Origin of the sequence: Winogradskyella aurantiaca (assembly GCF_003362725.1) — a bacterium.
GTDB classification, from domain to species: domain Bacteria; phylum Bacteroidota; class Bacteroidia; order Flavobacteriales; family Flavobacteriaceae; genus Winogradskyella_A; species Winogradskyella_A aurantiaca.
In genome coordinates, this window is sequence record NZ_QKTV01000003.1 from 139,564 (window position 1) to 153,237 (window position 13,674).

The following is a 13,674-nucleotide window of genomic DNA, read 5'->3' on the forward strand; positions in this document are numbered from 1 at the left end:
ACCCTAGCGAATCAACTTTTTGTACTTAATGCGTTTCGGCATTAAATCTCCACCCAGACGTTTCTTTTTATTCTCTTCGTATTCGGTAAAACTACCCTCAAAAAAGTAAACTTGAGAGTCGCCTTCAAAAGCTAGGATATGTGTACAAATACGATCTAGGAACCAACGGTCGTGAGAGATAACCACAGCACAACCAGCAAAGTTCTCCAACCCTTCCTCTAATGCTCGTAATGTATTGACATCAAGATCATTAGTTGGCTCATCTAAAAGTAATACATTACCTTCTTCTTTCAGGGTCATAGCCAAATGTAAACGATTTCGTTCACCACCAGATAAAAGTTTGACTTTTTTATTTTGCTCACTTCCACTAAAATTAAAGCGGCTTAAATAGGCTCTGGAATTAACCTGATGGTTACCCATCATTATAAGCTCTTGTTCATCACTAAAATTCTGCCAAATAGTCTTTTCTGGATCTATATTAGCATGTGACTGATCGACATAGGCTATTTTAGCCGTTTCACCAACGTTAAATTGACCCTTATCGGCGCTTTCTTCAGCCATGATCATCCTGAATATGGTGGTCTTACCTGCCCCATTAGGCCCGATAACACCAACAATCCCGGCCTGAGGTAAATTGAAATTCAAATCTTCATATAACAATTTATCTCCATAGGCCTTACTGACACCTGACGCTTCAATAACATTGGTTCCCAGTCTTGGGCCATTTGGAATATAAATTTCCAATTTATCATCCAGTTGTTTTTGATCCTGATTAAGTAACTTATCGTAATTTTTTAATCGTGCCTTTTGCTTGGTTTGTCGCCCTTTAGCTCCTTGACGCACCCATTCTAATTCACGCTCTAAAGTTTTCTGGCGCTTTGAGGCAGCCTTGCTTTCTTGAGCGAGTCTTTTAGATTTTTGATCTAACCATGACGAGTAATTACCTTTCCATGGTATGCCCTCTCCACGGTCCAATTCAAGAATCCAACCCGCAACATTATCAAGAAAATAGCGATCGTGTGTCACCGCAATAACGGTTCCTTTATACTGAGCCAAATGGTGCTCTAACCAATGAACAGATTCTGCGTCTAAATGGTTGGTTGGCTCATCCAATAACAAAACATCAGGTTCCTGTAATAGCAAGCGACATAATGCAACACGACGACGTTCACCACCCGACAAAACACCTATTTTTTGATCTCCATCTGGTGTTCTCAAAGCATCCATGGCTATTTCTAACTTGGTGTCCAGTTCCCACGCATTAGCGGCATCAATTTGGTCTTGAAGTTCGGCTTGACGATTCATCAACTTTTCCATTTTATCTGGATCTGAATACACTTCTTCCAAACCAAACATATCGTTGATCTTATTGTACTCATCCAATATGGCCACTGTTTCTGCTGCGCCTTCCCGCACCACTTCCATCACTGTTTTTTCATCATCTAATTGAGGTTCTTGTTCCAAATAACCAACAGAATAACCAGGTGCAAAAACGACATCGCCCTGGTAGTTGGAGTCGACCCCTGCAATAATCTTTAATAAAGTGGATTTACCAGAACCATTGAGTCCAAGTATACCAATCTTAGCACCGTAGAAAAAACTTAGGTAAATGTTTTTTAAAACTGGAGTATTCGCTCCTTGAAATGTCTTGGTAACACCAGACATTGAAAAGATTACCTTCTTATCATCACTCATTAGACACGTCCTTTTAAAGCATTAAATACCCAGGCTATAGCAAAAAAACCAACCCCTACTGACGCAAAACCCCAACCAGCCACATCATCATACTTAAAAGCACCAAGAGATATGAGTCCACATCCAACAAAAATCATAATAAAGGTGGCCCAAGCCAAAACGGTATTTTTATTCATTGCCATAGTCGCAAATTTTAGTTAGTCAGATAACAAATATCGTGTTTTAATGCAAAAAAGCATCCTGTTTTAGGATGCTTTTAAGCACTTACAACATTCAAATTTTAATTCATTGGTACTTCAATGATTATCAGACTTGAATCTGATTTAGCGGTAACCGCTACATTATCAGTTTCGTACACACCAATAGCATCTCTTTGGCCTAAGTCTTCATCAGCAACCTGAACATCGCCATCTACAACAAAAACATAGAACCCATGATTACTGGATTTAGATTTAAGATCCAAACTAGAATTTGCATCAAGATCCGATCTGTAGATGTAGGCTTGCTGACTAATTGGCAAGGCCTGACCTTCAATTTTATCTTTAGGGGCCACCACTGTCTGAAGCCGATTCTTTTGTTCAGAAGCATCAAATTCACGTTGCTGGTAATTTGGTTTCACATTCATTTCTTCTGGGGTGATCCATAACTGTAAAAAGTTAACCTCGTCCGTTTTACTATCATTAAACTCTGAATGGGTTAAACCAGTACCAGCACTCATTACTTGCACTTCCCCTACTTCAATAGCACGTTTATTACCCATACTATCTTTATGAGATAGCGCTCCCTTTAAAGGGATGGATATAATTTCCATATTTTGATGTGGGTGCGTTCCAAATCCCATTTTAGGCTGAACAACGTCGTCATTTAGAACGCGCAACATTCCAAAATTCATACGAGCAGGATTTTGATACCCTGCAAAACTAAAAGTGTGGTGCGATTTTAACCATCCATGATCAGCATAACCGCGTGTATTTGCTTTATCTATTACTTTTCTCATAACATGTAATTTTATTTATTGTTAGCGAGGTAAAAACCCCATTTTACCCATTTGATAATCTCGCATGGCTTCCATAATCTCGGTTTGTGTATTCATAACGTAAGGGCCCCAGGAGGTCACTTTTTCATTAAAGGGTTCACCTGATAAATACAATAGTTGACTTGCCATACCAGACCTAATATTAATACCGTCACCATCAGGCTCAAACTCCAGCATTTGATTACTATTAAGTTTAAGTTCCTCTTGACTATTTACCTTAACCTCACCTTTAATCAGATATAAAAGGCTTTGATGCGTATTTTGGGTAGACAGATTAAGCTCAGAACCAGCCTCCATCTCAATTATAAATGCGTTCACCGCAGTTTGCGTGGTTATTTGTCCTTTTTTTCCATTGAGCTCACCAGCCACAACTTTAACTATGGACTTCCCATCATCTGATTTGACCACTTCAAACTCTTCATTATGAGCATGCTGATAATTAGCAGGAATCATCTTTTTGTCAGCAGGTAGGTTTAACCATAACTGAATACCTTCAATGGTGCCGCCATTCTCAACAAGACTGTCCGTTGGCCCTTCTGCATGTATAATCCCTCTGCCAGCTGTTGTCCATTGTACGTCTCCTGCTTTAACAACACTTTCATGCCCTAAGGAATCACGGTGTAATTGCTCCCCTTGCAGAAGAAATGTCACAGGTTCAAACCCCCTGTGTGGATGTGGTCCAAGATCAAACGGATTGTCTGTTGGTGTTATATCATAAGGACCATAGTGATGAAGTAAAATAAAGGGATCAATCATATCAACCTTTTGAGTTGGTAGTGGTTGACGCAACCTTATAGGCCCCATATTTACAAAATCACTTCGTTCTACTGTTTTTATACTATTAAGTTTCATTTTTTATCCTTTCTTTTTTTGTTGTCGAAACTAGTTTACCGCTAGCGCATTTTATCAAGTAGATTGCTTAGTTGTTCGGCATCCGCTTCTGAAAGGTTCTTAAAAACAGGTGCATTAAAATCCCTAGGAATAGATGCCATTAAATCAAGTCCCGCCTGCGTAATGATAATTCTAACAACCCGTCGGTCTTCTTCTGAGGGTAAGCGTTTAATTAGGTTCTTGGCACACAGCTTATCCATTAACCTAGTGACATTAGGCGATCTGTCAATCATGCGTTCTTTAATAGTTTGAACCTTTAGTGGACCGCCAGCACCTCTGAGGATTCGTAAAATATTATACTGTTGCGGAGACAAACCAAAAGACTTAAAAAACTCGTTTTGATGTGCTGTAATCCAATTGGCTGTATACAGTATATTGATAAGTGCCTTAACCCAATTGTTTTCAAACTTTGATTGAATTTCTTTAGACAGATCTCCCATATTTTCAATTTTAAAATAAAACGTCTTTGTAAGCCCTCTTTTTAAATACAGCTGCTGCAAATGGACATAAAGGCATAATTTTAATAGTGTTTTCTCGTGCATATTCAAAAGCGGCTTCAACAAGTTTATAACCGACTCCCTGACCCTTCAGTGATTCATCGACTTCCGTATGATCAATGATAATCTTTCCTAGACCGGCTTTACTGTAAGTCATTAAAGCAAGCTTCTTTCCTTCTATTTCAACAAAAAAGCGTCCTAGCTTTTCGTTTTCTCTTTGTTTGATTTCCATAACTATAAACTCTTGCTAAATGTTTGTATATGATTTTTTAATATCTCGTTCAATTCTTCATTGATTATAGCGCCCTCTTTAAAATTGTTGTAAAAAGATGGCATAGAAAAAACACCAGTCAATTGCGCATCATGACGTGGGAAACGATCCTCAGCCATAGCCAATACAGAAGCACCACCACGACCACCAGGTGACGCTGCCATGAGCAGCATTGGTTTTCCTAAAAAGGTCTTTTGTTCAACTCTAGATATCCAATCAAAAATATTTTTGAAAGCACCAGAATAAGCCCCATTGTATTCTGCTAATGATATTAAAATACCATCTGAATTTTTTATGAGTTCAATCAGATCTTTTGCCAATTGAGGTTGACCATTGGTGTTTTCTCTATCTGAGCTATAAATCGGCATTTCAAAATCATTAAGATCCAAAAGGTCCACCTCCACATTCTCTAATAAAGATCCAGCATAAGCAACTAGTTGCTTATTAATTGAAGTACTGCTATTACTTCCAGCCAGTGCTATTACACGTTTCATATGTTTAGTTTAAAGATTGTTGTACTAATTGGTTAATTTGCTCGGTTGCTTCTTGAGTCTTTTGATCCGCACCCATCATTAACTGATCCAGTTTAATGATTTCAACATCTGAAATTCCCAAAAACCCTAAGAAGTGTTGAACATAACGCCCAGCAAAATCAATATCGCTACCTATTGCTGTTCCACCGCTACTTATAACCACGTAGGCCTTTTTATTTTTAAGCAAACCTTCAGGACCCGTTTGAGCGTATTTAAAGGTCTTACCTGCTCTGGCAATCAAATCAAAATAAGCCTTCAGAGATGCGGGAATCGAAAAATTGTAAATCGGTGCTGTGATGACCAGCACATCCGAATCTAGCAACTCAGCAACTAAGGCTTCAGAAATTGCAATAGCCTGCTCTTGTTCTGTTGTTAGAGTATCTTTTGAAAAGAAGGCACCCAACATAGCTTCATCCACAAATGGCAAATCGCTGTAGGTTGTATGTCTTTCAATTAATTCAAGGTCTGAATTTGTCTCTTGCAATAAGGCAATTAGTTGTTTCCCATATTGAGCAGAAACAGATCCCGTTCTATTACTGCTGGAATTAATATTTAATAATTTCATTGTTCTATGTTTTAATTACAGTTCAAAATTAGAAATAATTATTTTAGTTTCCTAGGAAACTATTTCCATGTAACATGTTTTTAACATATCATTGTGAAAAGCCACTAATACAAATCTCTATTCTTTTGTAAATTCGTGCCAAATTCATCGCAAATGGACCTTAACTTCAATAAAAACGAAGATCACAACAAACTTTTACTTTCAGCTTTAAAGAAAAAACTCAATCAAGTTAAACTTGGAGGAGGACAAAAAAGCATTGATAAACATCATGCCAAAGGCAAACTAACAGCTCGAGAACGTATCGATTATCTGTTGGACTCTAAAAAGCCTAGTCTTGAAATTGGAGCATTTGCTGGTGATGGAATGTATGAAGATTATGGAGGCTGTCCTTCCGGTGGTGTGGTTATTAAAATGGGTTATGTACAAGGTCAGCAATGCATTGTCGTTGCTAATGATGCTACTGTCAAAGCGGGTGCCTGGTTTCCGATTACTGGGAAAAAGAATTTAAGAGCACAGGAAATTGCCATCGAGAACCGTTTGCCCATTATCTATCTTGTCGACAGCGCTGGTGTATTTCTGCCTATGCAAGATGAAATTTTTCCAGACAAAGAGCATTTTGGGCGCATTTTTAGAAACAATGCCGTTATGAGTAGTCTGGGCATCACACAAATTGCTGCAGTAATGGGAAGTTGTGTAGCTGGTGGGGCCTATTTACCTATTATGAGCGATGAAGCGCTTATCGTAGATAAAACCGGAAGCATTTTCCTTGCCGGAAGTTATCTCGTTAAAGCAGCTATTGGAGAAGACATCGACAATGAAACACTTGGCGGAGCTACTACCCACTGCGAAATATCTGGTGTTACTGATTATAAGGCTAAAGATGATAAAGATGCATTGGACAGAATAAAAAACATTGTCAATAAAATTGGCGATTATACTCCAGCTGGCTTTAACCGTATTGCCGCATCTAAACCTTCTTTAGACCCTAAAGAGATTTATGGCATATTACCAAAAAGTCGGGCAGACCAATACGACATGAAGGAGATTATCAAACGCCTGGTCGACAAGTCTGAATTTGACGAATACAAAGAAGGTTATGGAAAAACCATTATTACAGCTTATGCACGAATCGATGGCTGGGCAGTAGGGATTGTTGCTAATCAACGTCAGCTTGTTAAAACCACTGGCGTTAAGACCAAACCAAGTGAAATGCAGTTTGGCGGAGTCATCTACAACGACTCAGCAGACAAGGCTACGCGCTTTATAGCTAACTGTAATCAAAAAAAGATTCCGTTAGTGTTTCTTCAGGATGTAACTGGATTTATGGTCGGCAGTAAAAGTGAACATTCTGGCATTATTAAAGATGGGGCCAAAATGGTGAACGCTGTTAGTAATTCAGTAGTACCTAAATTCACAATTGTTGTTGGGAATAGTTATGGTGCTGGCAATTATGCCATGTGTGGTAAAGCTTATGATCCTAGACTTATTGCAGCTTGGCCGAGTGCTGAATTGGCTGTGATGAGTGGTAAATCAGCTGCCAAAGTACTTCTGCAGATTGAAACCGCTTCTTTGAAGAAAAAAGGGGAAACCATAACCAAAGAAAAAGAAGAGGAGCTTTTTGAAAAAATAAAATCCCGATACGACAATCAGGTGTCACCTTATTACGCTGCTGCTAGACTATGGACTGACGGAGTTATAGATCCTTTAGATACGCGAACCTGGATTAGTTTGGGAATTGAAGCTGCTAATCATGCTCCTATAGAAAAACCGTTTAACTTAGGGGTCTTACAAGTGTAAATTGACGAGATCGGTATCCTTTAAATCTGTCATCTATATTATTCTGTTGATTTTTGCAGCAGAAGCAATTTTCATACTTCCATTTGTTTTACAACGGGTGTTCAGACCTACCGTATTAGAAACCTTTGCCATTTCCAATGAAGAAATTGGTTATTGCTTCTCGGTTTATGGAATTGTTGCCCTGTTCTCATATTTTTTTGGCGGACCCTTGGCCGATAGATTTCCACCCAAAAATCTGATGGCCCTAGCGCTGATTCTCACCGCACTTGGCGGCTTGTATTATGCCAATTACCCCGATTACCAAAGTCTCAAATGGCTCTATGGTTACTGGGGTTTTACAACGATATTTTTGTTTTGGGCACCAATGATTAAAGCTACCCGATTATGGGGAGGACGCGATCAACAAGGCTTAGCTTTTGGTTTTCTTGACGGAGGACGCGGACTTGTTGCGGCTGCATTTGGATCGCTTGGAGTCTTAATATTTGCTTCTGTAATGGGGGACAACAATCAGTTTCTCGATTTATCGACAAAGAAGGCGGCTTTTGAACAGGTGATCCTCACTTCTGCGCTACTGGTTGGTTGTATTGGAGTCTTGGTATTTCTGTTTCTTAGAACTCCAAAATCGGCAACGCAAAGTGCTGCTGTATCACGCATGAACAGCTTAAACTGGAATAACATCAAAACAGTTCTCAAATTTCCAGCCATTTGGTTATTAATGCTCATTATATTATGCGCCTATACAGCCTATAAAGCTACAGATCTTTTTGCGCTCTATGCCAGTACCGTAATGCAATACGATGCTATTGATTCCGCAAAAGTTGGCACGTCCCTACTCTACATACGACCCATCATAGGTGTAGTCATTGGCCTCCTGGCAGATAGAACCAAACCATCACTTTGGTTGATGGTAGGATTCTTACTTACTATTATGTCTAGTTTGATATTTACAACTGGGATTGTTAATTACCAGACCGAGGCCCTCTTTGCCATCAACATACTACTTATGGCTATTGGGGTGTACTCCTGCCGTGTTTTATATTTCGCCACTCTGGAAGAAGTCAAAATCCCATTGGAACTCACAGGTACTGCAGTTGGCTTAGCCTCCATTATTGGCTTTACCCCAGATATATTCTCTGGGCCTATGTTTGGGATTTTGGTAGACAATCCAGATGGGGTACTTGGACTTGAAAATGCCTTTAAGGTATTGGCCGTTTTTGGAATGGTAGGCTTTATTGCAGCTTATCTAATGAAACGGCTTTCCGCTAAACACACTTAATTACCCTGATGGTTCTTAACCCTTGGAATCAACAATAATTCTGTTTGTCTACCATTGACATAACGGAAGCCATCTGGCCCCCAAAATCCAGCTTCCTCAAGCATAACTCTTATATCTCTATTCCATTCTGGAATATTGACGGTCGTATTTAATTCAATGGCATACACAGTATTTTCGTGCAAAGGATAGTCGCCAGTAACAGGAACTCCGTCTTGCGCATCCCACATTCCTATTGTTGTACCAGAGGAGTGACCATAGGACCCTAAAGGATGTGTGTAAATAGCTGGTCGCATACCTTCTTCCCTACCTTGATCTAAAGACATTTTTAGGATGTCGTTACCTGTTCGGCCTGTTTTAAAATTATCTGTAAAAATATCCTGAATATGATTCCCGTCACGCAAAGCATCTACCAAATAATCAGGCGGAGAAGTTTCTCCAGGTTTTAATACATAGGCTAATTCCTGACAATCTGTATTCAGTCGAAGATAACTAATACCAATATCGCAATGCACCAAATCCCCTGGAAGTATCACCATATCCTCTGGCCCACTTGAGAACGAGTATAATTCAGCATCTGTGCTATTGGCACTGCGCTGCACGTCTACCGTTGGATGAAACCAGGTCTCCAAACCAAGAGCTGTGATCTTATCGCGCATCCACCACTTAACATCTGAGGTTTTTGTAACGCCTGGTGTAATAACTTTCTCAGAAAAGGCTTCTGCGATAATATCATGGGTAATATCCACCAATTGATTGTAAATAACCATTTCTGCTTCAGTACGGGTTTCTATCCAGGAAATCGCCAGATCTTCAGCAGATCGAACCCTGGACTTGTAGCGTTTGGGAAGATTGGCCATAAATTCCTCATAATCCGTTTTTACCAATCCATCACAAATATTAAAATAGGTGGAATAGTTTAAGCCAATAGACTCAGGTTTCTTTTCTTCAATTATCTGTATTAGTCGTTTCCATTGTTCGGGTTCTTTTTCCTTATCCCAGGCGGAAATTATGTTCTCACCAAAATTATAGCGGGCCACAGCCAGCTTTTCAATAGTATTCTTTTGTTTATTTCTATAAAATACCAGAATTGTTCGTCTTCGGGCGTTCAACCAAGTAGCCGGTAACATGGTTTTTAATACCGGATCTTCGTTGTATTCTCTGGAAATAAGAATCCACATATCAAACCCTGTCCTGTCCATTAATTCTGGGAGAAGATTATCAAAACGGTCTTTTAAAATGGCATCCACTACTTCTGCCCGCTGACGTTCTGGAAGGGTTTGCTGGGCATTAATTATAGAACCAATTAAAAATAAAAGAAAGTACAGAGGTCTCATATGTTAAGTTTTATATAAAAATATCAAAAAAAAAGAGCGCAAATTGCGCTCTTTCAATGAGTATATAATATTGTTATAAAGAAGCTGCTTCTCGCTTTGCTTTTTTTTCTGCTCTAAGTTCTTTTAAGCGCTCAATAGACGCACCGAATACCCAGTAAGGAATTACAAATGTTAATAAGAAGATCATTAACCAAAATCCTATAGTAAGTATAGTTAAAAATGCTAAAAATCCTAAATATTGATCAAATTCGAACATAATATTCCTGCGTTAGTTTAATTCTCTGCAAAGATATAATCTATGATTAAGTTCTCCAACAGGAATTAGAAAATTATAAACCGGTTATTAACCGCATTTTGCTTTTATTAATAATTCTGCCGTTGCTGGGTTAGTGGCCAAAGGTACATTGTGAACATCGCATAAACGCATTAGCATTAAAATATCAGGTTCATGAGGATGTTTATCTAGAGGATCTCTAAAAAATAAGACCATATCGCAAAAGCCCTCTGCTACCCTCGCCGCTATCTGAGCGTCTCCACCTAAAGGGCCTGACAACATGGGATTAACTGTATAGCCAGCTGACGTTATCTTTTCACCTGTTGTTCCAGTTGAAATAAGATGGATACTTGGTTTACTTAAAATTTCTCTATGCGCATTGAGAAATTGCACCATATCAGCCTTTTTCCCATCATGAGCAATTAGTGCGATTTCCATTAAATATTGTTTATATGGTAGTCTACCAAACCATCAATTGGTCGGCGCACAAAATTCCCTACGTTAATGCCGTATTCCTGAGCCACCTCCATAATCTCCTCTTGAGAAAAATAGGCGATTGATCCAGCAAAGTGGACTGGACAGGTGGTTAGCTCCTCTTTGTACTGAAGAATCATATGTTCCGTAAACATTCTAAACCCACGCTTAATTAAATCTCTTATGTACTCTGAATCCTTATTTAAAAACATGAATTCTGCGAAATTAGCGAGATAGGCATTGGGGTTTGGTTGTTTATACAAATTGTACTTTATGAAGTCAGCATCCAAGTTGTATTTATGTTCAAATGCCAGTTTTATGGTTGCTGGCATGAGATTAAAATAATAATCCCTGATCAGTTCCTTCCCGTAGAAATTACCACTAGCTTCGTCCATTAATGTATATCCTAAACTTTTAACGCGTTGATGCAACTTCTTCCCGTCGAAATAGCTACAGTTTGAACCCGTTCCCATGATACACACGACTGCAGCTTCATCATTATGATTTAAAGAAGCTCTTACGGCGGCCATGGTATCTTCCTGAACATCAATCTTCGCAACAGGAAATAAGAACTGAAGAACGTGCGTTAACATGGTTCTTGGCTTCTCAGTACCACAACCTGCCCCATAAAAGAAAATATGAGTTACTTCAGACTTATAACGCATTAGCTCATCACTTCCACCAATAATCGTTTTTAACTCATCTTCAGTTAGGATGGCGGGATTTAAGCCCTTAGTTCGGATTTTTTCCGCTAAGCGTTTACCAGTATGGTCAATGGCAATCCAATCGCATTTGGTAGAACCACTATCAGTAATTAAAATCATACTAAATGAAATTAAATGAAAATTCCGTAGAAAACCTTAGAAACGCCTTTCTACGGAATTTTAGTAATTATTAGAATCGCTTAAAGGTTATGCACCTTTTGCGCTAAATCAACCAATTTATTGGAATATCCAAATTCATTATCATACCATGAAACGACTTTAAAGAACTTAGAATTAAGTTCAATTGCAGCCTCAGAATCAAAGATACTTGTGCGAGCATCACTCATAAAATCTTGTGACACAACAAGCTCATCTGTATAACCTAAGATTCCTTTCATAGCCCCTTCAGAAGCTGATTTAAAGGCAGCTTTTATCTCATTTAAAGAGGTTTCTTTTTTGGTTTTAAAGGTTAAATCAACTACAGAAACGTTAGCCGTAGGAACACGGAATGCCATACCAGTTAATTTACCATTTAGTTCAGGGATAACTTTACCAACAGCTTTAGCAGCGCCAGTAGATGCAGGGATAATATTAAGTAAGGCACTTCTGCCTCCACGGTAATCCTTTCTTGAAGGACCATCAACGGTTAACTGTGTAGCGGTTGTTGCGTGAACAGTAGTCATAAGCCCTTCTTCTATTCCAAAATTGTCATCCAATACTTTGGCTACAGGTGCCAAACAGTTAGTAGTACAAGACGCATTTGATACAATGTTCTGGTCTGCTTTTAATTCACTGTCATTGACTCCCATCACAAACATTGGAGCATCTTTACTTGGTGCAGAAATCACCACTTTTTTAGCACCAGCATCAATGTGGTATTGTGCCGTTTCCAAGGTTGTAAAAATACCTGTACATTCTGCCACCACGTCAACACCAACCTCATCCCATTTCAAGTTTTTAGGATCTCTTTCTGCTGTAATTCTTACAGTTTTTCCATCTACTACAAGGTGACCATCTTTAACCTCAACAGTTCCATCAAATTTCCCATGAACTGAGTCATATTTCAATAGGTATGCTAGATGTTCTACATCCAACAAATCATTAATTGCAACCACGTCCACATCTGGGCGTTTAATTGTTGCTCTAAAAACAATTCTACCTATTCTTCCAAATCCGTTAATTCCTAATTTTAAATTTGACATATTCTTTTGCTTAAATTTTTATTCAGTTTTATATAGACATTATATCTGAAACTCTAAGGAGTTCCATATTTAATTTCGATTTTCCTTTTATGGCATTCTCAAAGGGAGTCAATTCAATGATATCATTCTTTAATCCTACCATATAATTACTTTTTCCTGTAATTAAACTTTCAACAGCTTTAACACCCATTCTACTGGCCAGTACCCGGTCAAAACAAGATGGTGATCCACCGCGTTGCATATGCCCTACAACAGATACTCGAACTTCATACTCAGACATGTTTTCTTCAACATAATCTGCCAGTTCAAACACGTTCTTTCCAATTTTATCACCTTCTGCCACCACTACAATACTTGATGATTTACCAGACTGTTTACTTCGTCGTAAAGATTCCAATAATCTATCCAATCCTAAATCCTCTTCAGGAATTAAGATTTCCTCAGCACCGGCTCCAACACCAACATTTAAGGCAATATGCCCAACATCTCTCCCCATAACCTCTATAAAAAAGAGTCTGTTATGAGAACTCGCGGTGTCACGAATTTTATCAATTGCATCAACTGCTGTATTAAGGGCTGTGTCATACCCCAGCGTATGGGTTGTACCAAAAATATCATTATCAATGGTTCCAGGTATCCCCATCACAGGAAAACCAAATTCTTGATTAAATATCATGGCACCAGTGAAACTCCCATCACCACCAATAACTACAAAAGCATCAATTCCTGCTTTAAGTAACGCGTCGTATGCTTTCTGACGTCCTTCTTTAGTTCTAAACTCTTTGGACCTGGCCGATTTAAGCATGGTTCCACCTTTGTTGACGATACCTTTAACACTACGAGCATCCATCTTTTCAAAGTCCCCTTCTATCATTCCTTGGTAACCTCTGTAAATACCATAACATTCAATGTCATGAAAGGCACAAGCTCTTACAACAGAACGGATTGCGGCATTCATTCCTGGAGCATCTCCACCGGAAGTCATAACACCAATTTTCTTAATTGTATGCAACATTTTTTAATTGTTTCGAGTAAAATTACGTAAATCAATAGACAAAAAAGTGACTTCTGTCATAAAAAAAGAAGGGTCGAAAAACTCAAACGTTTTCGTTAATAACTAATGTG

Annotated in this window: 16 protein-coding genes; 2 read left to right on the forward strand and 14 right to left on the reverse strand. The window is 38.7% G+C overall.

Annotated elements, in window-relative coordinates:
• Positions 1-3: 3 nt before the first annotated feature.
• From ettA to DN064_RS06755, 8 genes are all read right to left on the reverse strand, one after another.
• Positions 4-1,695 carry an energy-dependent translational throttle protein EttA gene (gene ettA, locus DN064_RS06720; protein WP_115461871.1) on the reverse strand — a complete coding sequence of 564 codons (1,692 nt, stop codon included), beginning with the start codon at positions 1,693-1,695 and terminating at the stop codon, positions 4-6.
• The gene (locus DN064_RS06725) at positions 1,695-1,877 is read right to left on the reverse strand and encodes a CAL67264 family membrane protein (protein WP_115461872.1); all 183 of its coding nucleotides are present in this window, start codon (positions 1,875-1,877) and stop codon (positions 1,695-1,697) included. The genes ettA and DN064_RS06725 overlap by 1 nt, the downstream gene beginning before the upstream one ends.
• A gap of 98 nt (positions 1,878-1,975) precedes the next feature.
• Entirely contained in the window at positions 1,976-2,692 is a 717-nt protein-coding gene (locus DN064_RS06730) for a pirin family protein (protein ID WP_115461873.1), read from the reverse strand.
• Positions 2,693-2,713: 21 nt separating this feature from the next.
• Positions 2,714-3,583, reverse strand: a complete 870-nt coding sequence (locus DN064_RS06735) for a pirin family protein (RefSeq protein ID WP_115461874.1) — start codon at positions 3,581-3,583, stop codon at positions 2,714-2,716.
• Between the two features lie 41 nt (positions 3,584-3,624).
• Entirely contained in the window at positions 3,625-4,062 is a 438-nt protein-coding gene (locus DN064_RS06740; protein WP_115461875.1) for a MarR family winged helix-turn-helix transcriptional regulator, read from the reverse strand.
• A 10-nt stretch (positions 4,063-4,072) separates the two neighbouring features.
• Positions 4,073-4,351 carry a GNAT family N-acetyltransferase gene (locus tag DN064_RS06745; protein ID WP_115461876.1) on the reverse strand — a complete coding sequence of 93 codons (279 nt, stop codon included), beginning with the start codon at positions 4,349-4,351 and terminating at the stop codon, positions 4,073-4,075.
• Positions 4,352-4,353: 2 nt separating this feature from the next.
• Positions 4,354-4,884, reverse strand: a complete 531-nt coding sequence (locus DN064_RS06750) for an NADPH-dependent FMN reductase (RefSeq protein ID WP_115461877.1) — start codon at positions 4,882-4,884, stop codon at positions 4,354-4,356.
• Between the two features lie 4 nt (positions 4,885-4,888).
• Positions 4,889-5,488 (reverse strand): FMN-dependent NADH-azoreductase, encoded by a 600-nt coding sequence (locus tag DN064_RS06755; RefSeq protein WP_115461878.1) that lies wholly within the window; start codon positions 5,486-5,488, stop codon positions 4,889-4,891.
• A gap of 153 nt (positions 5,489-5,641) precedes the next feature.
• On the opposite strand from DN064_RS06755, the gene DN064_RS06760 reads away from it, so the two are divergent.
• Entirely contained in the window at positions 5,642-7,285 is a 1,644-nt protein-coding gene (locus tag DN064_RS06760; RefSeq protein WP_115461879.1) for an acyl-CoA carboxylase subunit beta, read from the forward strand.
• A gap of 1 nt (position 7,286) precedes the next feature.
• Positions 7,287-8,561, forward strand: coding sequence for an MFS transporter (locus tag DN064_RS06765; protein ID WP_115461880.1), 1,275 nt, complete (start codon positions 7,287-7,289; stop codon positions 8,559-8,561).
• Here DN064_RS06765 and DN064_RS06770 read toward each other — a convergent pair.
• The 6 genes from DN064_RS06770 to pfkA form a co-directional block, all read right to left on the reverse strand.
• A complete protein-coding gene (locus DN064_RS06770) occupies positions 8,558-9,895 on the reverse strand; it encodes a M24 family metallopeptidase (RefSeq protein WP_115461881.1) in 1,338 nt (445 codons plus the stop codon). The genes DN064_RS06765 and DN064_RS06770 overlap by 4 nt on opposite strands.
• 73 nt (positions 9,896-9,968) lie before the next feature.
• Entirely contained in the window at positions 9,969-10,151 is a 183-nt protein-coding gene (locus tag DN064_RS06775) for a hypothetical protein (protein WP_115461882.1), read from the reverse strand.
• Positions 10,152-10,238: 87 nt separating this feature from the next.
• On the reverse strand, positions 10,239-10,607 hold the full coding sequence (locus tag DN064_RS06780; RefSeq protein ID WP_115461883.1) for a methylglyoxal synthase: 369 nt from the start codon (positions 10,605-10,607) through the stop codon (positions 10,239-10,241).
• Positions 10,607-11,467 carry an N-acetylglucosamine kinase gene (locus DN064_RS06785; protein ID WP_115461884.1) on the reverse strand — a complete coding sequence of 287 codons (861 nt, stop codon included), beginning with the start codon at positions 11,465-11,467 and terminating at the stop codon, positions 10,607-10,609. Before DN064_RS06785 ends, DN064_RS06780 begins: the two co-directional genes overlap by 1 nt.
• 80 nt (positions 11,468-11,547) lie before the next feature.
• Positions 11,548-12,549, reverse strand: coding sequence for a type I glyceraldehyde-3-phosphate dehydrogenase (gene gap / locus DN064_RS06790; protein WP_115461885.1), 1,002 nt, complete (start codon positions 12,547-12,549; stop codon positions 11,548-11,550).
• Between the two features lie 28 nt (positions 12,550-12,577).
• Positions 12,578-13,564 carry a 6-phosphofructokinase gene (gene pfkA, locus DN064_RS06795; protein ID WP_115461886.1) on the reverse strand — a complete coding sequence of 329 codons (987 nt, stop codon included), beginning with the start codon at positions 13,562-13,564 and terminating at the stop codon, positions 12,578-12,580.
• Between the last annotated feature and the right edge of the window lie 110 nt (positions 13,565-13,674).

Excerpts from the sequence above, each read along its gene's own strand:
- DN064_RS06755 (WP_115461878.1), bottom strand. The coding sequence starts at position 5,488 with ATGAAATTATTAAATATTAATTCCAGCAGTAATAGAACGGGATCTGTT.
- DN064_RS06785 (WP_115461884.1), bottom strand. The coding sequence starts at position 11,467 with ATGATTTTAATTACTGATAGTGGTTCTACCAAATGCGATTGGATTGCC.
- DN064_RS06740 (WP_115461875.1), bottom strand. The coding sequence starts at position 4,062 with ATGGGAGATCTGTCTAAAGAAATTCAATCAAAGTTTGAAAACAATTGG.
- DN064_RS06760 (WP_115461879.1), top strand. The coding sequence starts at position 5,642 with ATGGACCTTAACTTCAATAAAAACGAAGATCACAACAAACTTTTACTT.
- DN064_RS06725 (WP_115461872.1), bottom strand. The coding sequence starts at position 1,877 with ATGGCAATGAATAAAAATACCGTTTTGGCTTGGGCCACCTTTATTATG.
- DN064_RS06750 (WP_115461877.1), bottom strand. The coding sequence starts at position 4,884 with ATGAAACGTGTAATAGCACTGGCTGGAAGTAATAGCAGTACTTCAATT.
- gap (WP_115461885.1), bottom strand. The coding sequence starts at position 12,549 with ATGTCAAATTTAAAATTAGGAATTAACGGATTTGGAAGAATAGGTAGA.
- DN064_RS06735 (WP_115461874.1), bottom strand. The coding sequence starts at position 3,583 with ATGAAACTTAATAGTATAAAAACAGTAGAACGAAGTGATTTTGTAAAT.
- DN064_RS06745 (WP_115461876.1), bottom strand. The coding sequence starts at position 4,351 with ATGGAAATCAAACAAAGAGAAAACGAAAAGCTAGGACGCTTTTTTGTT.
- pfkA (WP_115461886.1), bottom strand. The coding sequence starts at position 13,564 with ATGTTGCATACAATTAAGAAAATTGGTGTTATGACTTCCGGTGGAGAT.
- DN064_RS06780 (WP_115461883.1), bottom strand. The coding sequence starts at position 10,607 with ATGGAAATCGCACTAATTGCTCATGATGGGAAAAAGGCTGATATGGTG.
- DN064_RS06730 (WP_115461873.1), bottom strand. The coding sequence starts at position 2,692 with ATGAGAAAAGTAATAGATAAAGCAAATACACGCGGTTATGCTGATCAT.
- ettA (WP_115461871.1), bottom strand. The coding sequence starts at position 1,695 with ATGAGTGATGATAAGAAGGTAATCTTTTCAATGTCTGGTGTTACCAAG.
- DN064_RS06770 (WP_115461881.1), bottom strand. The coding sequence starts at position 9,895 with ATGAGACCTCTGTACTTTCTTTTATTTTTAATTGGTTCTATAATTAAT.
- DN064_RS06775 (WP_115461882.1), bottom strand. The coding sequence starts at position 10,151 with ATGTTCGAATTTGATCAATATTTAGGATTTTTAGCATTTTTAACTATA.